Source organism: Gemmatimonadota bacterium, assembly GCA_009838845.1.
Classification (GTDB): Bacteria; Latescibacterota; UBA2968; order UBA2968; family UBA2968; genus VXRD01.
In genome coordinates, this window is the sequence record VXRD01000073.1 from 1 (window position 1) to 20,490 (window position 20,490).

The following is a 20,490-nucleotide window of genomic DNA, read 5'->3' on the forward strand; positions in this document are numbered from 1 at the left end:
TTGCTTTTGTTTATTTTGAGATACTTAAGCGTCGTACTATGTTCGCCAGCGCGCTACCCCACCCTGCGGATAGCTGGGTTTGCCGGTGGGGCTGGCGGGGGGGGATTTGCAGGGGGGCGATGATCGGGTTTTGCAGGCTGGTGCGGATTATTTGCACCGTCTGGGCGGTGGTGTTTTGCAGATTTTGCCAGGGGTATATACGATGCGGAACGCGCTTTATTTGCATCCAAATTTGACTGTGCGCGGGGCGGGTAACGAGACGGTGTTGAAGAAGGCTGCGGGGGTTGTGACGCCTCTGGTGCGGGATTCCGATTGGTATGAGGCGCGAGTCGAGGTGGAGGATGCACATGGGTTTGGCGTGGGATGTGGGGTGATGTTGCGGTCTTATGGCAAGTCCGGTATGACGGTGGTGAAAGATACAGTGATGGCGATAGAGGGACGGGTGATTTCACTTAGTAAGCGCGTGTACAAGAATATGTGGCTGGATGAACGGGCTACGCTGGCGACGATTTTTCCCATTTTGACAGCGGAAGAAGGGGTTTGCGATGTAAATGTTGAGAATATAGTTCTGGATGGCAACAAAGAAAAGAATGAGGAGATCAATGGGAATTATTCGGGGGTGGTGTTTTTGCAGCGCTGCCACCGCTATACTTTTCGGAATGTGACGGCGCGCAATTACAATGGTGATGGGTTCAGTTTTCAGGTTTGCGATGATTTTGTTTTTGAAAATTGTGTGTCGAAGAACAATGCCAATCTGGGGTTTCATCCGGGTAGCGGATCGCAGCGACCGCGATTTCACAACTGTCGGTCAACGGGCAATAGTCAGGGTATTTTCTTTTGCTGGGGTGTGTCGGATGGCATTGCCGAGGATTGCGCGTGTTTGGACAATCGGGATTTTGGCATTTCAATTGGGCACAGAGATACGGATAACCGGATTGTCAATTGCGAGATTGCGGGTAATCACAAGGTGGGCATTTTGTTCCGGACGCCTTTATCCGAGTTTCGAGGGGCGCACAGGAATGCGATTCATGCGTGTGTGATCCGCGATAATGGTTTTGCCGAGAATGGATATGGAATTGAGATTCGCGGTACGACGTACGATGTGGAGATTCGAGATAATCGGATTGAGGATTCGGGAGGAGAGAAGCAGAAGGTGGGGATTGCGATCGAGCGCGAAGCGCGCGGAACGGTGATCGAGGGAAATACTTTTGTCAATATGCAATCGGATGTTGTGCAAGAGTGTGCGGCAGAGTAAGAGAATATGCAGCTTAAAGATAAAATAGCGATTGTCGTTGGGGCAGGGCAGTCGGCGGGCGAGACCATTGGCAATGGGCGGGCGACGGCTATTCGCTTTGCCAGGGCAGGCGCGCATGTGCTTCTGGTGGATAAGGATGTCGCGTCTGCGGAAGAGACTGCGCGGATGATTGCACAGGAGAAGGGGAGCGCGTCGGTGCTCGGCGCAGATATTACGATTGAAGATGATTGTCGGGCTATTGGTGAGACTTGTGTCCAGCGCTATCGGCGTATCGATATTTTGCACAATAATGTCGGTACGCTGAGGGGTGACGGTGGTTCTGTTGACTTGAGTGGTGAAGGCTGGCAGCGACTTATGGATATCAATCTCAAGGGGCTGTTTCTTACCTGTAAATATGTGCTTCCCATTATGCGTGCACAGAGAAGTGGTGTTATCGTCAATATTTCTTCTACGGCGGCTGTGTGTTTTCGCCCCAGGACGCTTGCGTACAAAATTGCCAAGGCGGGGATCAATGCACTTACGCAGAATCTCGCGCTTGAAAACGCGCCTTATGGCGTGCGCGTAAATGCAATTTTGCCCGGTTTGATGGATACGCCTATGGCGATTGAATCTCGCGTTCAAGATCAGGGTGTCAACCGGGATGCGCTTCGCAAAGAACGCGCTGAACAGGTGCCTCTTGAACAAAAGATGGGGTCGGCGTGGGATGTGGCTGCTGCTGCGGTGTTTCTCGCTTCAGAGGAGGCGAGGTACATTACAGGCGTTTTACTCCCGGTTGATGGGGGATTGAGCGCGCGCGTTGGTTAAATAGGAAGGATTATGTATGTATAAGGCTATCGGAGGAGGAATCGGACATGTAGCAACTGGTCTGGTGGTTATAATCGTACTGCGGCTTATTGATATCAATATATCGCCTGCTGTTGTGGCAGGGATTATGGCTGCGATGGTGATACCCGCATCATATCACGCCTATAATATGGGTAAAAAGGACGGGATGTCCGCTGCTCAGAAGGTTGAGGAAGATCGCACAGACAGGGGAGAGGAGAGTTAGAGACAGAATTGAGACGTTTTACGATTAGACGGTCTCTCTATGAGGGACCGTTATTATTTTTTTAGATAGATACGTTCTGCGTTCTTATGGAAGAGTTTTTCCTGGTCCGCTACGTCGGCGTTGGCGACGATTTCGCGCGATATTTGGACCCAGGTTTGGATATCGGACCGCGTGTTGCAAACGGGCCAGTCGCTGCCCCAGACCACGCGATTCCAGCCAAAGCTGGCGATGCAGTGTTCGACATAAGGGCGTACGGCTTCGGTGGTGGCATTTCCTTCGGCGCAATAGGCGAGGACGCCCGAGATTTTGCATGCGACATTGGGGAGGGTGGCTATTTGTGCGATGCGGTCACGCCAGGGATCTGTCTCGCTATTTGCAATATCCGGTACGCCGCAGTGGTCGAGGATGAATTGGACGTCTGGACATTTTTGCGCGAGGTTGCGGGCGATGGGTAGTTGGTCGGCGCGGAAGCAGAGGTCGAAGGTGAGGTCGTATTTTTCGAGCAGTCGGATGTTTGCCGAGAAGTGATCCGATTGGGAGAGGTCGTCGGGCATGGTGTGCAGGATGCGGCGGAAGCCGACGAGTTTGGGGTGCTGAACAGATTCGATATAGGCTTCAAATCCAGAGGGAGATTCAGGACGGCAGTTGGCGATGACGCCTTCGATTATGGCATTGGGTTGTTCGGATAGTTCATAAACAAATTGCGTTTCGTCCAGCCAGTGGGGGTCATCGGGCGAGGCTTCCATGAAAATGGTGCGCGTGATGCCGCTGCCTTTTGTGAGGGTCAAATAGTCTTCGATGTGGAAGGCATTGCCTTTGAGTGGTGGTAGGCTATCAGTCCACGAATAGGGGTATTTGTCCGGGTAGATGAGGTGTTGATGGGTGTCTAAGATGGGGATGCTCATGGGGTTTTCCTTTGTTGTGTTTTATTTTTTGGGGAGTGGGTTTTGTCGATGGGATTCTTCTATTACGGCGATTTGTGTGCGCACTTGCGCGGGTGTGATGAGGAGTTCGCCATTGTTTTTGAGGGCGTCGTAGATGTTGTTGTAGAAGCGTTCAGGACCGCTTTCGAGTGAGACGGAGGGGGTGTTGTTTTTCTTTTCTTCTTCGAGTGTCCACGTTTCTTCGGTCCAGTCGAGTTCTTCGCGGGTGTACTGTCGGTTTACCGACCAGGTCCACATGTCGTGTTTGGGTGCTTTTTCGGGATCAAAATAACGCCATTTGAGTGCTGATGATCCCCCTGTGAGACCGCCGTAAGTGCCGTTAATGGTGTAGGTGTCGTTTTGCGGGTAATGCAGATAGTTGCTCACGACGATGTCGATTTGGGGTGCCTGTCGTTCGGGGTCGTACAATGTGACGGTGCAGTGATCGTCGGCATCGCCATCAAAGGGGTTGTTGCAGTCCATTCGGGCAAAGACGCTGGGGGTGCGGTCAAAGCCGAAGAGGCAGAGGGCTTGATCGACGGGATGGGGACCTGTGTTGAGCAGACCACCGCCCCAGTTTTCCTGACGGGTTTGCCAGTCCCAGCGCCGCGAAAAACCGCCCCAGGAGGATCGGATGTACACGATTTTGCCCAAAACGCCCGAGTTGATGATTTCCTGGATTTTGTCAAAGTAGGGCTGCAACCGGTTGTTCTGAAAGGGGGCAAAGACGCGGTTGTTATCTCTGGCTGTCTGAACGATGTCGTCGAATTGCGCCACGGTTTTGCAAGTGGGTTTTTCGCATACGACATGGCCACCCGCCTGGAGAGCGGCAATGCTGGCGACGGGGTGCAGGGGCTGGTGCAGGGCGTTGACAAAGAGATCAAATCTACCCGCTTTGATCATGTCTTGCCAGTCTTCATAAGCTTCGGCTCCAAATTGTTCGCGGGCATCGCGCCTGCGCTCGGGCAATTGATCGGCTACGGCTACAATTTTGAATTTGTCGGGCATCTGATTCAATTGTTTGGCGTGGATGTTGTATCCACTGCGACCCTGACCACCGATGGCGACGCGAATGATGTTGTCGTTGGACATGTGCGTTCCTTTGTGAGTTGAGTTTTCGGTATTTCTATTTGAGAAAATAAAAAAGGCGATTCCCAATAGGAATCGCTTCTTCTATTTTACCATTGTCATTCAAACATCTACCACACCTTTATCTGCTTCATCTTCTTGTTTAAATACTAATTCATCGAGGACCAGTACTTTCACATCCTCTACTCGTTTAAGAGCTTTATCATTGGTCAGAAAGACCTGGCAGTTCGCCGTTTTAGCAACAGCAACTTGCAGTGCATCAGGTGTACGTAACCCATACTGCGCTCGAAGAACAGCGGCTTGCTCGGCTATCTCTATATTGACAGGTAACATATAAAAGTTGGCACTATGAAGCAACAAATCGCGATATTCTTTTTGTAGATGAATATGTCCTTGTTTCAGAGGCTGAGTTAAAACTTCCGTCAAGGTAATGGCTGAAGTAAATCCTGTAATGATTCCTTGCTCAATCCTCCGAAAAATCTCCGTAACCAATACATCGTATTCGGGATGCATTTCGATTAAATAAATGATAAGCGGCGTATCGCATCCCAACATTGTCACATCTGCCAATGCGTCATCCAGTGTGATCACTGTCGATGATCCCATTCTTCTCGAAGACTGTCAACATACTTTTGAGGATCTACACCTTTCCAAATTTCTTTGCCTAATCCACGCAACTCCAGGATACTCCGTTTTTTGGTGTCCTGAGGGGCGGTAAGTGCCAAATCATGAACCGTCATCTCTAACAAGCGTAAACGCTCTGATGCAGGTAAAGGTTTAACATATTTTTTATAAACTTCTTCCAGATGATCCGCCATGCCATCTCCTTTCACTACATCTAACAGGCTACCGCTTACAGGCAATCCTCCTGATTATACTCACTTTTTATTTTTTAAGCAAGCTGAGATGTAATATTGTACGGATTGACAATCTAAGTTTGGCACTATTGTATATAATCCCCTATCAACCGATTTCTAAAAAAAGAAAGACCGCGAGATATTTCGATTCGTGGTCTTTACTTTATAGGTGATGCGCGGCTAATCCGCGTCTTTTACTATTCATACCGCAAGGCTTCAACCGGATTGGCAGTTGCGGCTTTGAAGGCGTGATAGGCTACAGTTACAGAAGAAATTGTCAAGGTGAGCAGTCCCCCAACTAGAAAAGGACTAACACCCAGATGGATTCGATATGGAAAGCTCTGGAGCCAGACCTCCGCAACATAATAAGATATAGGATAGGCAAGCAAGTTTGCATATATAACCAATTTTGAGAACTCCTTCGAGAGTAATACCACGATGTTGATACCGGAAGCACCGAGGACTTTTCGCACGCCCACTTCCTTTGTTCTTTCTTCTGTGGAAAAAGCTGCAAGGCTGAATAGCCCCAGACAAGCAATAGAAATTGCGATCACGGCAAAAGTACCTATAATGTGTGCCTGTCTTTCTTCAGCGCGATACAGTTGATCAAACCGGTCGTCTAAAAAGAAAAATTCAAATGGGCGATTGGGGTTAAATTCTTTCCATCTGCGTTTTAGGAAACTTAGTACATTCTGAACATCTGACCCTGAAATCCGTACTGACAAAAAAGCATAATAGTAAGACTTTTCAATAGTATCAATGTGAAATAAGATGGGTTCAATAGATCTATGTAAAGAATGGTAGTGAAAATCTTTTACAAGGCCGATGATGCGGCCTTTTTTCCTTACCCATTTATCTCTCCAATATCTAAGCGTTAGTTCCTTTCCAATCGGTTGTAGCCAGCCTAATTTTTCCGCCGCAGCTTCATTCACGAGAAATGCGTGAGCCGCGTCACTGATATGATGTTCAGAAAAGTCACGGCCGTTGAGAATTTCCATATTATAGGTCTCGACAAAATCTTTATCCACAGTTAAAGTAAAAATTTCCAAACTGTCGTCTCGAGCATTATTGGGAAAGATATGAAATTCATAAAGCCCCACTTGGGTCGGCACCCCTGAAGAACCTGTTACGCTTATCACGCCGGCACCTTCACTCCATTTCTGTTTGAGTACTCTGTAATTTTTTTGATCGTCAATCTCGCGTAAAGGGACAATCACCATCTGTTCTTTATCAAATCCCAGACGTGCATGTTGCAGGAAATTGAGCTGGCTATAAATAATGACCGTACCGATGATTAGAATGCTCGATATCGCGAACTGAAAGATCACCAACCCTTTGCGCAGCCAGGCAGAATGGCTATGAGGCGTAAATAAGACGCCTCTTACAGCTCTGGCAGGTGTAAATCTCGAAAGGTAAAATGCCGGATAGCTTCCGGCTATCACACCTACCCCCAATACCAACCCCACTGAGATGAGAAAAACAGTCAGATATTCTAAATCCTGCCAGCCGACTTGCTTTTGTGAAATAGAGTTGAATATTGGCAACAGACATTCTACGAGCCCAAGTGCAAGCACACAAGCCAATGTTGCGACAAGCAGGGATTCGCACAGAAATTGTCTGACAAGCTGGCTGCGATATGCACCAAATACTTTGTGCATGCCGACTTCCAATGCACGTCGAGCCGATTGGGCTGTTGTCATGTTGATGAAATTGATGCAGGCTATGAGCAAAATAAAAAAAGCAATGGTGGAAAAAATATATACATAGACAATATCACTGTTGGGGGTCAGTTCTCTTTCGAGATGAGAATATAGATGTATGCGTTTTAAAGCTTGAACCCTAAAACTCACCTGTCCGCTTATATGCGAAGGCATATTTTGCGCGATAAATTTTGGCATCTGGGTTCGAATTTCAACTATGTCATGATCCTCATGGAGTAGGATATATGTGTACATGGGAGGCCATTCCCAGTTTACAATCCACGGATCCACGGATTCAGCGGTTGCAAAAGACGCCAGAAAATCAAACTGGATATGTGAATTATAAGGTGGATCCTGAACAATGCCCGTTATTTTGCAATCAAATTTCCGGTCTATATTGAGTACTTGGCCAATCGCACTTTCATTTCCGAAGTACCGCTTAGCTGTCGATTCAGTCAGTACTACCGAGAAGGGTGCTTTCAAAACTTCGGCGGGATTACCTTCGAGAATTCGAAATGAAAAAACTTTAAAAAAAGCAGGATCAGTATAAAAGAAGCGTTCCTCTTGAAATTCTGCCTGTACACCCCGCGCAACAAGAGAGTTTTTGGGATATAGACGAACAACTTCCTCAATCTCGGGGTAGGTATCTTGGAGGGTCAGGGCAAGTCGTGCGGGCGTGGTAGCTGACCGAGTGACCCCCATTCCTTTGTGAAGCACTTCGCTGGTAATACGGTAAATCCTGTGGGCTTGCCTATGAAATCCGTCGTAGTTCAATTCGTCTTTAACATAAAGCATAATGAGCAAACAGCAGGCCATACCCAGTGCAAGCCCGATGATGTTAATAAATGTATAAGTCCTGGACTTAATCAGAATCCTCAGGGCTGTCTTAAAGTATATTTTGAACATTTTTTCTCCAGGCTTAGTCTGGCTTGAACAGACTCAAAATGACTTTCTACTTTCTGCTGACATTTTCATATCAAACGTAAAAAACAGATACTCTGTGACCTAATTCTCCTTTTTCATCTTCGGCAACAGATCGTATTTGACCCAGCCATTATCTGGATCAATTTCGAGCGCTTTTTCAAAAGCTGCTCGCGCTGAATCCTTCTCATCGCGGTCCATATACGCGATGCCCAGCCAGGCATAGGTCTCGCTGTGTCCCCAAACGGGATGGATGGGATCGGTTGGTTTTTCTCGTGCAAAGAGTTCTGCAGCGCGCTGGAGCCCTTCCTGTGCTCGTTCTTTGCTCCCACCCCACATTTTGGGTGTGTTAAAAGCACTGATGGCCGTGCTCAGGACTACGCGCGGATTGTCGGGTGCGAGTTGTTCGGCTTTTTTTAGGAGATTGCCGGATTTAGGGCCGAGGAACATGCCTTTGATTCCACTCAGGCTGATTTGCCGTCCGTACACGCTCGAGAGCAGTGCATAGACTTCGGCAGCGATCGTTTTGGCATCTTCCCGAGTGACTTCTTCCCGTGTGACTTTTTCCAGATGCTCAGCCGCTTCTTTGAGGTGTTTAGAGGCCCGGTCTTTGTCCTTTTTGCCTTGAGCTAAGAGATAGTTGGCGATGCGGTAGTCGGTGAGGGCGATGTAGTAATGGCTCCATGCGGAGAGGCTCTTATCGGTGAGGGTGCGTTCGAATGTCGCCCGGGCGGCGTACATGGCGTCGAGATTGTTCTCGTTTATACTCTGTTGAAGGATATTTCTGCCGCTGGTGAGGAGGCTGGCGGCGGATTGTGCGGGTTCGTCAGATTTGGCAGTCGGCGGACCGGAATTTTGCTCATAGGTTGATTGCCGCGCAGCCGCACATCCGAGTTTGGTGAAGATGATGAGGGAGGCGATGAATGCGAGTAAAATGTATTGCATGGCTGTTCTCCTGAATCTATGGGTTTAAAGTGACGGTGGCACCGAAGTAGATGGATCGGCGAAAGGTGGTGGTGCGAGGCTGGCGTTGGCTGTAGTCTATAGAGTAATCGTAGTCGAGCACATTGGCGCGGTTGAGCAAATTGTTGATTGCCATATAGAAGACGATCTGGTGATTTGCGCCAAAGGGTAGTAAATAGCTCAGTTGTCCATCTACTTGCCGAAAGGACGGTAGCCGTTCTGAGCCGATGGGGCCTTCGATGGGCAGGTAGTAGCCCTGGTTTGCTACGGGAATTGCGCCCACGATTGGGGTGATGGGGCGACCCGTGGCATACTTCACGGTCAGGCCGCCGCTGAGGTCGTCAATGAGCCGCATTTTTGCGACGAGTGTCAGGTTGTGTGTGATGTCATAAGGCGATGGGGCTTCTTCGTAGTGCATCTCTGATCCGATGTGGCGCACCTGCAAGCGGCGGGATCTCAGCAGGCTGTAGGCCATCCAACCGCTGAAGCGCGTGCTGAGAAAATCGCCGCGTTTGAGGAAGAGATCTAAGCCAGAGGCGCTGCCTTTGCCATCGTTGGAGAGGTTCAGGTCGGGATGATCCAGTACGAGGTTGCGGTAGGGTTTGTGGTATGCCTCCAGGCGCATCATGAACTGGTCGCGTTCGTGGTGCAGGCCGATGATTCTGTGCTGGGCGCGTTGAGGTCCTATATTGGGATTGCCGCTGGTGGCGTTGTATTTGGACGGGCCGGGAAATTGGTGGTAGATGCCCCAGGCGAGGCGTGCGTCTGTGTGTTCGGTAAACTGGTAGCGCGCAGATACGCGCGGGTCTATGGCAAACCGGTCGCTTAGATTGTGGTGGTCGGCGCGTGTGCCGAGATTGACGACGAGGCGGCGGGCAGGTTCAAAGTCGATTTCAAAGTAGGCACCCGCGCGCCGGGCACCGTAGGATGTATCGAGTTCAAATATCTCTGCCTGGGGGTCGAATATATCGCCTTGAGGAATACTGCCCACGAATTGATTATCCGTGTGTTCGATTTCGCCGCCCAGGCGCAAGAACGCAGATGTGGTGAGGGCGCGTTCTATGTCTGTGCGGAGTTTGAGGGTCAGGTCGCGGGGCGAGAAATCCAGATTGCCCAGTTGTTTCCGCGCTGTGTGGTGGTTGAGCGAGGCGCTGGTCTCCATGATCCAATTGGCGAATACCTCCATCCACTCGAGGTTGTGCAACGCGCTGTTGGAACTGCCTTTGTAAATACCGTCAAAAGAGGGTTCTGTGACGCGCACGCCCAGGCGGTCGCTCGCGTTGAAGCTGAAGAATTTGAGGCGTCCGGTCGGCGAGTACTGGTAGATCAAATTGAGGTTGCCGTCGTGTCCGCGCGGCGTGGTGGTGAACGCTCTGCTGTGGCGGTTGACGCGAAACAAAAGATCGGTAAAGCTGAGGTTGCCGGTGAAGCGTACGCCCAATTTGTCGGATACAAGGGGCAGGTTGAGGCCCAGAGAGCCAGCGGCGAGGCCCAGGTTGAGCGTGTAGCTTTTTTGCGCGGGCATGTTATGGGTTTCCATGGACAGGACTGCGGAAAGCGCGTTGCCATAGCGCGCGGGAAATCCGCCTGTGGAGAAGACGGTGCCCTGTACCATAAAGGGAGAGATGGTGCCGAAGACACCGCCGGTGGGCGACTCGTATTTGTAGGGATGTACGACTGTGGCTTGTCCGAGCAATATGACGGTTTCGCTTACGTCGCCTCCGCGTACAAAGAGGCCGGCGCCGTCATCGACGGTCGCGACGCCGGGGAAGGTTTTGAATGCGCGGAATATATCGGCAGAAGCGCCAGGTGTTGTTACGACATCCAGGGGAGAGAGGGTTACGGTTTCGTCTTCCCCAGTGGTATAGGTGCTTGCCGTGACGGTGGTCTCGTCGAGTTGGATGAGGACGAGGCGCAGGATCAGGCGAACGGTTGTGGTATCGCCGGGCGTTAGATGCAGGGTCTGCTGAGCGGGTTCATAGCCGATGAAGGATGCGTGCAGTTTGCATTTGCCCATGTGCTGTGTGGAGAAGGCGAAGCGTCCTTCGCGATCGGTGATTGCGCCGTCGAGCGTGCCAGTGATTTGCACGTTGACATAGGCTACTGGGCGATCTGTTTCGTCGATTACCTGGCCCTGAATAAAGGCGTGATTCTGTGCAAAGGCGGGCATAGCGAAAGACAGAAGGAGGAGGACTATTGCCCATTGCGTTTTGTATGTGGGGAGATGTTTCATGTTTGTACGCCTGTTAGTCAATGCCGGCACTGCGGATTACGGTTTGCAGGGCTTTTAAGTGTGTGGTTAAAGACGCGCGGCCTTTTTCCGTGAGGCTGTACCAGGTGACTGGTTTTCGGTTTTCGAATCGCTTGTCAATATCGACATAGCCCATGTCTTCCAGTTTTCGCAGGTGCGCGCCCATGTTGCCGTCGGTTTCTTTTAGCAGTTGTTTCAAACTGGTAAAGGTCATGGCGTCGGTGTCGGCGAGGAGTACACAGGCGCCGAGCCGAGACCGGTGTTCCAGTAGTTTGTCCAGTTGGGCAAGACTATCGGAGGTGTTAGACGGTGCTTTTTTCATGAGGTTTCATCCATAAGGCACTGATGATCAGGCTGGCGGCGATGGCCATGCCGGCCATGGTCCAGGGGTAGGGAGCGAGATAGTCAACAGCAGGGGCACTCACGATGCATACGACACCAGGGAGAAGAAAGCGACGGTCCAGGTGCAGACCGCCCAGGTACCAGGTGACACCAGAAATTAGAGTGATGTACTGACCCATTACCCAGCCATCCAGGCCGTGTCGCAGGGCGATGAACACAATAGCGGCAATCGTAAAAAACAAACTGCCCCAATGCAGGCTGTGTTTAGCTCCATCGCTGCGTTTTGCGATGCCTTCCGCCCGCTTTGCCCGCACGCCGATCCAGATGCTGATCAGGAATCCAATGGAGGTCGCAATGGGCCAATAGAGGTGGCTTATTTCGGGACGAAAATCGTTGACCATATAACCGGCGACGAGGATGATGGCCCAGAGCACGACTATGGCAATGGAGTTGTATTGCCTCTGATCGCGTTTTTCAACAGCTTCGCGGACGAAGGCCACGTCTTCTTCAAATTTTTGCGTGGGTTGCATTTGATTTCTCCTTTGATGAATTTTAGAGTTCTCTATTTTTTAGAGTTACTTAAGAAAATAGAGTAAATGATCTCGGATGTCAACTTTTTTTTGGAGGTTCAGCAGGGAGGGTTCGCTAAATTCATCGGGTCAAATAAATTTCTGTCTTCAATGCGCTTTTGTTGTCGCCGCCAATTCCGCCGGCATTTAAGCCACGTGTGTACATCATCCAGTGACCACCGCCAAACCGTTGATCGGGGCGCGTCCAATCCCATTGCTCCAGTGCGGGTAACCAGTTCGCTGCCGCTCTGTCGGTTTCGGTGCGTTGGTCTAAAGAGACTAACGCGCCTTTTTCGTCGAGTATTGCATAAAATAATTCCAGTTCGGGGCTGAACCATTCACACCGCTTTTTGTGCGGATGTGTCGCAAATGCAAAGTGCAATCTGCCTTTGTGATCTCGGGATAGCGATGTCGCGCGTCCGCCTTCCATGTTCAAACCATTGAGGACCGGGGATAGATCCACAGGCTCCCATCTCGCGTCGCTGCGATGCCACAATACGCCACTTTGATACCCGGGATATGAGCAGAAGAACCACGGTTGATTGTTTGCATCTACGACGTGATTGCCCACGCGCACGCTGTGCTGGCCATCTCCGCCCTGCGGATCGTGGCAAATGGCTCGCATGGTTTCCATTGTCAATGGGGCGTCAAAGCGCGCGCCTTCGTTAAACCACGTATCGCCGCCGTCTTCTGAATACACATGTACTGCTGCGCGTCCCCGGCAATCTGCTGCGTGTCCAGATTCTGCAAAGTGAAATTGAAATACCAGATGCAGGGTTCCGTCTGGTCCCGTGGTCAGAGATTGCATGAAATGATTGTATCCCGCGACCGGGCTTACTGCAATTGAACGCGGTGGTTCCCAGTTCTGGTTGGCTTTTTTTCGCCGGTACCACATAGCCCATCTGTCCCCGCTCTCGCGATATGACAGGTGAAGTGTTCCCTCCTGATCCACTGCGAAACTGGGATATGTGCTCAATGCGCCCAATGCCTCTGCTTCACTCCAGGTATTTGGATCTTCTGGGTTGTCCGACCATCGATAAAAAAATGGACCGTGGTGCGCTCCGACGAGGGCGTGCAATCGGCCGTTGTCGTCCAGTATCAGGGCGGGTCCACAGTGGTTGTCAATGCCTTCGCCAATTTGAAATGTCCGGTGCATCTCGCCGGATACTTCGTCACAAACGCCTATCATGATCCTCGCCTGTGTGCCTTTTTCTGATGGGGCATCCAACCATCCGATGAATAATTTGCCATCGCGCCGAATCAGTTTCCCGCTCATGTTATATCCGGTTCCGCGGTCTGATCCCTGCGTTGAAATCAGGTGTCGTGTGTTCAAAATAGTCTTCCTTTCTCTATGCTTTCATCCCACCGCCGGGTCATCAGATATTCCATGACGCCATCCATTGCCGAGGGCGTGCCTATCCGCCGCAATGCTTCTAGGGCAAATGCAGCGACGTGACCGTTGGGGTCGGATAATGTGTCGAGTAGGAGAGCTTCGGCAGATATGGCGTCTTTGCCCAGGCGCGTAAATACCATTGCGGCGTTGACGCGGACCTGGTCATAGGGCGTCCAGTCGCGTCGGTCGGGCATTTGCCATTCAGGGCGTCCCACTTTGAGTAATCTTTCAAGTACGGGTATAAATTCTTCGCTGTTTCGCCGAATGCTGCCCAGTGCATCTGCGGCTGTTCGCACAACGCAGTGAGACGCATCGTCCAGACAGCGCGTGAGTGCAGGTACGGCTTGTGCCGCCAGAGTATCCATTTCACCGAGCGCGAAGGCCGCGTTGATACGTGCCCATTCGCTTGAGTTTTCCAGCAGTCCAATTAGAGGATCCAGTGAAGGTGTGCCTATGGCAACGAGGGCATGGACAGCATCTTCCATCGATATGGCGCCTTCATTCCAGGATGTGGGTACGGGGTTCTCGTCTTTGTGTGTGGCAGTGTCTAAGAGTGTTTCTATCAGGGGCTGTACTGCGGGTTGGCCTATTGCGCCCAGAGTATATATAGCCGCGAGGCGCGTCCACTGGTCGTCGGTATTGAGCTTGCGAATCAGCGCTGGAATGGCATCGGTGTTTTTTGTCGCGGCTATTGAGTGCATGGCTGCGAGTCGTTTGTCCAGGTTGTTGTGATGCAGGTCTTCCAATCCATAAGTTGCGGGGTCTGATGCGCAAAAACTTTCGTATCGATCCTTTTTGCCACAGAGCCAATCCCATATATGCGACCAGATTAGGTGCAGATCATGCGGAGTTTTGTATGTTTCGGGATTTCGCCAGATGTGATCCCGACAATCCCACGAGGGGGCGGTCGGTTCTTCGGCGCGCACGTAAATGAATTTTATCATATGCCGGGGTTGGCGAAGCGCGTTGATGCCTGCGGCGTGTCCTATATCAAAGTGTGTGATTGATACTGTGCCAGCTTTACCGGCTATTGGAATGGCGTTCTGGCGGTCTTGATCGGTCAATCGCCTGTGATACTGTGTGCCGGGAATCGCGTGTGTGGGACCGATTTCAACGGGTGAGTCCTGTGGATAGTACATGATGCGCGCAAAGCGCGGGTAGTGTTGGCGCGGGCGTCCCAGAGGGGTGTAAGAATCTTGATGACAATTTTGGGCGAGTGTTCTTTGTGTTGCGTCGGGCGAGATGTAGTGACAAAACCGATGCGGGTGTTCGATATATCCTGGGCCGAGTACGCTGATGAGCGCGCCCTGTACTTCTGGGCTGTTTAAGATGCGATCCATCTCGGGGACGCGAGGCAGCACGTTGTTGCCGTAATTGAATTCTTCATCGACCATAAATTGCAGTTTTTGCCGAATTGTCTCGTGCAGGTCATCGGGGACATCTGGCTCAAAAACCACGTATCCATCTGCGATATATTGACGCATTTGTTCATCGTTAAACAATTTCGGGTCTTCTCGTCTGCCATATCCCATATCTGTGTTCTCCTGTTCTATGGCGCTAAAATGATTAGCGCGGATTGGGTACTGATATATAGTATATAATCTTATCTAAAGATACCTATAAAAAAATTTCAAATTAGGTCTTGACATCCCGCAATTTATCGGGTTATATTCCAAAATAACAGGCGATATGAATCGTCAGGCGGCATTCCGCTCGAAAAGGTTCTCGCCCGTGTGTTTTTACATCTGGTCTTTTTTTTCGTCGGACTCGTTGCCGCCATTCGGTAACCCGACCTGGATACCGTTCTTTAGGCCTTCGCGCAAACACACAGGGCACAGAGAGTTCATTGGACCGCGAGTGGGCGTGACGGGCCGCGATACTCATAAGAGGAGGTTACTATGCCACCAATCTGTATCCAGCGGTCGGGTGTTAGGACCTCTCCCCCGATCAGCTGACATAGGAGGTTCCATGACTTGTAGTACATAAATGGCCGCGATGAATGATCGCGGCCATTCTTTTTTTGTTTAGCAGTCCCTAATCTTTCACATCAAATACGCAATACCCACTTTTGCCATTCCAGCATTGTTGTGTCCCACGTTGGGTGCTGTGTCCAACTGCCAGCTAAATGGCACATTGAGTGCTTCGGCTTCTCGTTTTGCCGTTTCAAAAAATGTATGACCGCGCTCAAAGCGGTGTGCGCCCTGCATCATCGCCTGCGGCGTGCGTCTCAATTTGGGGTGGTTTACATCTACATCATCAGTTCCCAGGAGTACCACAACCCGCTGGTTCAGTGATCGTTTCAAATCCGCGACAGTCAGCCCCGATTCAGCCAATCCATAGGGATAGGTCTGTTTGAATGTGGGCATGGTGTACCATCCAGCGTTGGCCGCTACAAAGATATGTGCATATGACTGAGGCATGAAGTACAAAAATCGGTGTACAAACTGGCTTCCCGCCGAATGCCCATAAAATCCGTAGGACGATGCTTGGAGTCCCACTCGTTTTTTGACGTGGTCAAAAATGCCTTCAATTATTTGAAAAGACCAATCGGCCATGGCATTTCGCGTTCCATCTTCGGCAAATACATTGCCCAGGTTAAATGTCCTTTCATCGGGGTAATTTACCTGTGAAAACTCCGGGGCCAATAATAAAAATCCGTGCGTTTCGGCATGGCTGGCCCAGGTGTTGCGATAGGTGCTGGCATTGCGCGAGGCACCGTGCAGGGCAAATACCACTGGCAGGTCGGCAAGATGGTCTTGAGGGCAATGATACCATACTTTGACGCGATCAAAATTAAATGCTCCGGAACCCGATTCCATATTTTCCTCTTTATTATTCCACAAACCGTTCGACGGCATTTCGGATCGGCGCGACGGTTTGCAGATAGTCGTAGATGGCGCTGAGGTCTTCGTCTGTCATGCCCGCGTACATCGTCCAGGGCATTACGCTGTTCATGCCATTCTGCAATAGTATGTGTTTTGCGTTTTCCCCGGCAAATTGTCTGAAACGCCCGATGAAGTACTCTTTTTTCCAATGCCCAATTCCCGTTTCTGTGTCGGGTGTAATATTGGCCGATTGCACGGTTTTGCCACTGGGCAATCGAAATTGAAATCCTCCGGCGAATTGCATGTCTTCAACTGGCTGCCTCTGTTGATTATGAGGCGTATGGCAAGTGGCACATCCGGCAATGGTCGCCAAATACTTGCCATAAGCAACGGGATCTGAACGATCAAACGGCTTGGGGAGTTTATAGGGTTCTGGCATTGTGCGTACAAGCAGGTTCATGGGAAAATTCAATTTGGACCGCGGTGGGATATGGTCAATGGGAGATAGGGTACGCACATAAGCGACAATGGCGTCAATATCTGCTGGCATGAGATTTCGATATGCGCGATAGGGCATCAGTGGAAAAAGCGGATCGCCGTTTTTATTTACGCCGCTGGTAAAAGCCCGAATGATTTCGCCATCTGTCCAATCTCCCAGAGCTGCCGGTGTAATATTGGGGGCGATCAAGGTGCCTGGAAATCCCGCTGTTTCCGGAAATACCTCGCCGCCTTTGCCCTCGGTGCCCGGTAGCGGTGGCGCAGAATAATGCGCCCAATCCCGCGTTGAATGGCATTCGAGACATACCGTGACGTGATTGGCTAAATAACGTCCCCGTGCGATTTGTTCGGGCGTTCTCGACACGCGAATATTATAAGGCGGGTCTGCTTTGGGAAAATTGGTTTTCAGATGGTAGACAACGCCCAGCGCACCCACAATTACGAGTGCCACTATAACAGTTACAGTCACGACCACCCACTTCATTGGTATTTCTCTCCGGGTATGATATCCATACAAAGTCTATCGCAAACGATAGATTTATCTGAACAAATTGTCAAGAGTCTCGTATTTTGTCTATTGACTTAATATAAAAAATTAGTATTATTTATATAGACCATATCCGTCCGCACTACTCAAAGGGGGAAAGCCATGCAGACTTTCAACGAATTGCGCGACCGGGAAGAGGATAGAATCAGCTTACAATTCAAAGTCGCTATGGGCATTATAGGCGTAATTTTTGCGGTTACTCTGGTTTATAGTGTTCTCAGTTTCTAATGCATACAATATCACAGACAGCCTCAACGCTGAAAAGCGTTGGGGCTTTTTTTATTTGTTTTTTTCCACGGCATTTCGCATCGCTACCATTTGACCAATGGCATACGCCCAGCCAATGCGCGTATCTGGTGTATCACCCAGAATGCCCGGCGTGTGGTCGGGGTCAATCATGCCGTTGTAACCCACCTCTTGAAATGCCTGAACGCAGGCAAACATATCGCATTCGCCGTCATCGTGAAAGGTCTCGATATACTTAAATCGAGGTATTTCCACTTTCACATTTCGGAAATGCACGGTTCCAATGCGATTCCGCGATCCAAAATAGCGAATCATCTCGACGGCATCCGCGCCTTTTTCCGTCATTACGCCCGTGTCGTAAAAAATGCAATTTGATGGGCTGTCTATCACTTCGATCAACCGTTGCATGCCCGCGATGTCGCCCAGGGGTTGGGCAACGCCGCGATATTCGGGAACCGGTGGATCATTGGGATGTGCGGCCAATTGTACACCCGCTTTTTCTGCCGTTGGGATCGCGTTTTCCAAAAAATAGGTCAGATTGTCCCACATTTCATCCATTCCAATTCGCCCGATTGAATTGAGAGGTGGGAGATTGGCTATCCGCTCGTTGTCAAAGTCCCGCAAATCTGCGCCGCCGCGTCCCGCACCTCGCTGCGCCGCATATCCTTCTGATGCTCTGAGGGCTGTGAAACTGTAGTTCAATGCTCGAAGTCCCAGCCGTCCTGCGATTTCGATATTGGTTTTTATAATTTTCAGATCGTCTTCTCTACCCGGTTGGCCCATTAATATGCGCCCTGAAATACCCAATCCCGCGATTAGAGGTGTCAGATCAAATGATTCGATTCTGGCTTTGATGCGTTGCAATTCCCGTTCGTCCCATATTCCTCCTTGCGCACCTTTTGGCCCCATCTGTGTTGGCGGTACCAGTTTGCGTTCGCCCGTTCCCGGTTCTGTACGCCATCGCGTTGGCATTACTACCGCATCGACCCCAATTTGCCGATAAAAGCGCAATGTTTGCTCTGAAATATCGCCAATACCTTTGCCTATTTTGATTTGTGGCATTGCGGTTGTTCTCCTTTTTTTGTAATGTTGTTGATCGCTGACTGCTGACCACTGACTACTGACTGCTCATGATGGATCAACTCAAAACTGAAATGAATCGCCGGTTTGGTGTTGCGCCTGCCGATGTGCGCGTTGTGCGATCGCCTTATCGGATATGTCCTCTCGGCGCACATATTGATCACCAGCTTGGGCAGGTTACGGCTATGGCTATTGATCAGGCTGTGTACCTGGCTTTCGCGCCATCGGTCGATGGAAATACGCATCTTCAGAGTCTTACTTTTGAGGGCGAGGTCTCGTTTGCACTGAGCGATGTGCCCGACAAAATAGATGGGGATTGGGGCAATTTCCCGCGCGGCGCAGTGCGTGCATTGCAGCAAGAGGGCCATAAACTCACGCGCGGGATTACGGGGCTTACAGCGGGCAGGATGAACGAAGGGGGTTTGAGTTCATCGGCTGCTATTGGTGTGGCGTATTTGCTCGCTTATGAAGAGGCCAATGATTTGTCCCTGTCGCCCGCAGATAATATTCGGCTCGATCAGGCGATTGAAAATGGCTACCTCGGTCTGAAAAATGGCATTTTGGATCAATCGGCTATCCTGTTATCGCAAAAGAGATTTCTCACGGTGATCGATTGCGCGTCTGCCACGCACGAATTGATTCCCCAGTCCAATACTATGCCAGACTTTGATATTCTGATTGCCCAATCGGGCTTGCGCGAGGCGCTGGTTTCGACAGGGTATAACACGCGGGTAGATGAATGCGCCCGTGCAGCGCGAATATTGCTCGATGCCGTGGGGCGTGCCGATCGAGAACCTTTGCTCGGCAATATTGCCTTTGAAGAATACGATATGCATAAAAATCTGTTGAGCGGTGCCCCTGCCAAACGCGCCAGACACTTTTTTACGGAATCTGAGCGCGTGCGTCTGGGGATTGATGCCTGGCGCGCTGGCGACCTCGAGACTTTTGGCAGGCTGATCGCCGAATCGGGGCGCAGTTCTATTGATAATTACGAATGCGGTAGCAACCCCCTCATTGATCTCTATCATATTCTCATTGAGACCGATGGGGTTTACGGCGCCAGGTTTAGCGGCGCTGGTTTTCGGGGGTGTTGTGTTGCGCTGGTTAATCTCCAAAAATCCAGTGCAGCGATTGAACAGATTCAATCGGCTTATCGCGCCAAATATCCCGATTTGTCAAAAAATGCCCCAGTTTTTATTTGTCAACCCGACGATGGAGTCAGGATTCTGTGAAAGCTATTATTCTCGCGGCGGGATACGCCACGCGGCTGTATCCTCTTACAAAAAAATTTCCCAAGCCTCTGCTCAAAGTGGGGGGCAAGACGATTCTCGATTACCTGCTTGAACAGATTAAAGCTATTGCAGATATCGATGGTGTTTATGTGGTGACCAATCGCCGATTTTATGGGCACTTTGCCGACTGGGCGCGTGCAAATAGAGCGATACAGACTGAGATACTCGACGATGGTACGACTTCCAATGACAATCGTTTGGGTGCTGTGGGCGATATCCAGTTTGCTATTGAAGCGCGCAATATTGCCGATGATGTTCTCGTTCTCGCCGCGGATAATATTCTGCTGTTTTCTCTCTCCAAATTGGTCAATATATTTAAATCCAATCCCGTCTCCCATATTGCCGTGCGCCACAATCCCGATTACGATGATCGCAAGCGCAGGGGCAATGTCCGGTTAGACAAAGATAATCGCGTTTTGCAATTTATTGAAAAACCCGATAGACCCATTTCCGAGTGGTCGGCATCACCCGTTTATATTTACCCGGCATCGATACTGTCCCGTTTTAAGGAATATATCGCCAACGGAGGCAATCCCGACGCGCCCGGGCATTTTTTGGAGTGGTTGCATATATGCGAAACCGTTTACGCGTACGATATTGAAGGTGGTGTTCTCGATATTGGCAACCGCGAATCTCTGGCCGAAGCGCGGGCGTTTTTTCAATCCAAAGATCGCTGATCATCCTCGCGCAT

General features: G+C 50.4%; 19 protein-coding genes. 5 read left to right on the plus strand and 14 right to left on the minus strand.

All coding sequences use genetic code 11. The features are described 5' to 3' along the window. Positions 1-79 precede the first annotated feature (79 nt). From F4Y39_09385 to F4Y39_09395, 3 genes are read left to right on the plus strand one after another with little or no spacing between them, the layout of a single operon-like run. Complete coding sequence (locus F4Y39_09385; GenBank protein MYC13922.1) at positions 80-1,255, plus strand: hypothetical protein; 1,176 nt, start codon at positions 80-82, stop codon at positions 1,253-1,255. Between the two features lie 6 nt (positions 1,256-1,261). Continuing rightward, positions 1,262-2,059 carry an SDR family oxidoreductase gene (locus F4Y39_09390; GenBank protein MYC13923.1) on the plus strand — a complete coding sequence of 266 codons (798 nt, stop codon included), beginning with the start codon at positions 1,262-1,264 and terminating at the stop codon, positions 2,057-2,059. A 16-nt stretch (positions 2,060-2,075) separates the two neighbouring features. Then, positions 2,076-2,303 (plus strand): hypothetical protein, encoded by a 228-nt coding sequence (locus F4Y39_09395; GenBank protein ID MYC13924.1) that lies wholly within the window; start codon positions 2,076-2,078, stop codon positions 2,301-2,303. Positions 2,304-2,356: 53 nt separating this feature from the next. Here the strand turns inward: F4Y39_09395 and F4Y39_09400 are convergent, their stop codons facing one another. From F4Y39_09400 to F4Y39_09465, 14 genes are all read right to left on the minus strand, one after another. Continuing rightward, entirely contained in the window at positions 2,357-3,208 is an 852-nt protein-coding gene (locus F4Y39_09400) for an amidohydrolase family protein (GenBank protein MYC13925.1), read from the minus strand. 21 nt (positions 3,209-3,229) lie between these two features. Next, entirely contained in the window at positions 3,230-4,318 is a 1,089-nt protein-coding gene (locus F4Y39_09405; protein ID MYC13926.1) for a Gfo/Idh/MocA family oxidoreductase, read from the minus strand. Between the two features lie 99 nt (positions 4,319-4,417). Beyond that, positions 4,418-4,921: a PIN domain-containing protein gene (locus tag F4Y39_09410; GenBank protein MYC13927.1), complete on the minus strand. Its 504-nt coding sequence runs from the start codon at positions 4,919-4,921 to the stop codon at positions 4,418-4,420. Then, positions 4,903-5,133 (minus strand): hypothetical protein, encoded by a 231-nt coding sequence (locus F4Y39_09415; protein MYC13928.1) that lies wholly within the window; start codon positions 5,131-5,133, stop codon positions 4,903-4,905. Before F4Y39_09415 ends, F4Y39_09410 begins: the two co-directional genes overlap by 19 nt. A 236-nt stretch (positions 5,134-5,369) precedes the next feature. Further along, positions 5,370-7,778, minus strand: coding sequence for an FtsX-like permease family protein (locus F4Y39_09420; protein MYC13929.1), 2,409 nt, complete (start codon positions 7,776-7,778; stop codon positions 5,370-5,372). A 99-nt stretch (positions 7,779-7,877) separates the two neighbouring features. Next, the gene (locus F4Y39_09425; GenBank protein MYC13930.1) at positions 7,878-8,738 is read right to left on the minus strand and encodes a tetratricopeptide repeat protein; all 861 of its coding nucleotides are present in this window, start codon (positions 8,736-8,738) and stop codon (positions 7,878-7,880) included. A gap of 16 nt (positions 8,739-8,754) precedes the next feature. Then, the gene (locus tag F4Y39_09430; protein ID MYC13931.1) at positions 8,755-10,989 is read right to left on the minus strand and encodes a TonB-dependent receptor; all 2,235 of its coding nucleotides are present in this window, start codon (positions 10,987-10,989) and stop codon (positions 8,755-8,757) included. A gap of 13 nt (positions 10,990-11,002) precedes the next feature. Then, complete coding sequence (locus tag F4Y39_09435) at positions 11,003-11,329, minus strand: helix-turn-helix domain-containing protein (GenBank protein ID MYC13932.1); 327 nt, start codon at positions 11,327-11,329, stop codon at positions 11,003-11,005. Then, positions 11,310-11,879 carry a hypothetical protein gene (locus F4Y39_09440; protein ID MYC13933.1) on the minus strand — a complete coding sequence of 190 codons (570 nt, stop codon included), beginning with the start codon at positions 11,877-11,879 and terminating at the stop codon, positions 11,310-11,312. The genes F4Y39_09435 and F4Y39_09440 overlap by 20 nt, the downstream gene beginning before the upstream one ends. A gap of 121 nt (positions 11,880-12,000) precedes the next feature. After that, the gene (locus F4Y39_09445; protein ID MYC13934.1) at positions 12,001-13,251 is read right to left on the minus strand and encodes a hypothetical protein; all 1,251 of its coding nucleotides are present in this window, start codon (positions 13,249-13,251) and stop codon (positions 12,001-12,003) included. Next, positions 13,248-14,843, minus strand: coding sequence for a hypothetical protein (locus F4Y39_09450; protein ID MYC13935.1), 1,596 nt, complete (start codon positions 14,841-14,843; stop codon positions 13,248-13,250). Before F4Y39_09450 ends, F4Y39_09445 begins: the two co-directional genes overlap by 4 nt. Before the next feature lie 510 nt (positions 14,844-15,353). Continuing rightward, a complete protein-coding gene (locus F4Y39_09455; GenBank protein MYC13936.1) occupies positions 15,354-16,130 on the minus strand; it encodes an alpha/beta hydrolase in 777 nt (258 codons plus the stop codon). A 13-nt stretch (positions 16,131-16,143) separates the two neighbouring features. Then, positions 16,144-17,118 (minus strand): cytochrome c, encoded by a 975-nt coding sequence (locus tag F4Y39_09460; protein MYC13937.1) that lies wholly within the window; start codon positions 17,116-17,118, stop codon positions 16,144-16,146. Positions 17,119-17,460: 342 nt separating this feature from the next. Continuing rightward, complete coding sequence (locus F4Y39_09465) at positions 17,461-18,489, minus strand: TIM barrel protein (GenBank protein ID MYC13938.1); 1,029 nt, start codon at positions 18,487-18,489, stop codon at positions 17,461-17,463. Positions 18,490-18,557: 68 nt separating this feature from the next. Here F4Y39_09465 and F4Y39_09470 point away from each other — a divergent pair, with 68 nt between their 5' ends. Together F4Y39_09470 and F4Y39_09475 are read left to right on the plus strand one after the other, a co-directional pair. Next, on the plus strand, positions 18,558-19,739 hold the full coding sequence (locus F4Y39_09470; protein ID MYC13939.1) for a hypothetical protein: 1,182 nt from the start codon (positions 18,558-18,560) through the stop codon (positions 19,737-19,739). Next, positions 19,652-20,476, plus strand: a complete 825-nt coding sequence (locus F4Y39_09475) for a nucleotidyltransferase family protein (protein ID MYC13940.1) — start codon at positions 19,652-19,654, stop codon at positions 20,474-20,476. Before F4Y39_09470 ends, F4Y39_09475 begins: the two co-directional genes overlap by 88 nt. Positions 20,477-20,490: the final 14 nt, after the last annotated feature.

Coding starts and splice junctions, on each gene's coding strand:
- F4Y39_09420 (MYC13929.1), bottom strand. CDS start 7,778: ATGTTCAAAATATACTTTAAGACAGCCCTGAGGATTCTGATTAAGTCC.
- F4Y39_09430 (MYC13931.1), bottom strand. CDS start 10,989: ATGAAACATCTCCCCACATACAAAACGCAATGGGCAATAGTCCTCCTC.
- F4Y39_09470 (MYC13939.1), top strand. CDS start 18,558: ATGATGGATCAACTCAAAACTGAAATGAATCGCCGGTTTGGTGTTGCG.
- F4Y39_09435 (MYC13932.1), bottom strand. CDS start 11,329: ATGAAAAAAGCACCGTCTAACACCTCCGATAGTCTTGCCCAACTGGAC.
- F4Y39_09455 (MYC13936.1), bottom strand. CDS start 16,130: ATGGAATCGGGTTCCGGAGCATTTAATTTTGATCGCGTCAAAGTATGG.
- F4Y39_09400 (MYC13925.1), bottom strand. CDS start 3,208: ATGAGCATCCCCATCTTAGACACCCATCAACACCTCATCTACCCGGAC.
- F4Y39_09460 (MYC13937.1), bottom strand. CDS start 17,118: ATGAAGTGGGTGGTCGTGACTGTAACTGTTATAGTGGCACTCGTAATT.
- F4Y39_09440 (MYC13933.1), bottom strand. CDS start 11,879: ATGCAACCCACGCAAAAATTTGAAGAAGACGTGGCCTTCGTCCGCGAA.
- F4Y39_09415 (MYC13928.1), bottom strand. CDS start 5,133: ATGGCGGATCATCTGGAAGAAGTTTATAAAAAATATGTTAAACCTTTA.
- F4Y39_09425 (MYC13930.1), bottom strand. CDS start 8,738: ATGCAATACATTTTACTCGCATTCATCGCCTCCCTCATCATCTTCACC.
- F4Y39_09390 (MYC13923.1), top strand. CDS start 1,262: ATGCAGCTTAAAGATAAAATAGCGATTGTCGTTGGGGCAGGGCAGTCG.
- F4Y39_09410 (MYC13927.1), bottom strand. CDS start 4,921: ATGGGATCATCGACAGTGATCACACTGGATGACGCATTGGCAGATGTG.
- F4Y39_09405 (MYC13926.1), bottom strand. CDS start 4,318: ATGTCCAACGACAACATCATTCGCGTCGCCATCGGTGGTCAGGGTCGC.
- F4Y39_09450 (MYC13935.1), bottom strand. CDS start 14,843: ATGGGATATGGCAGACGAGAAGACCCGAAATTGTTTAACGATGAACAA.
- F4Y39_09395 (MYC13924.1), top strand. CDS start 2,076: ATGTATAAGGCTATCGGAGGAGGAATCGGACATGTAGCAACTGGTCTG.
- F4Y39_09465 (MYC13938.1), bottom strand. CDS start 18,489: ATGCCACAAATCAAAATAGGCAAAGGTATTGGCGATATTTCAGAGCAA.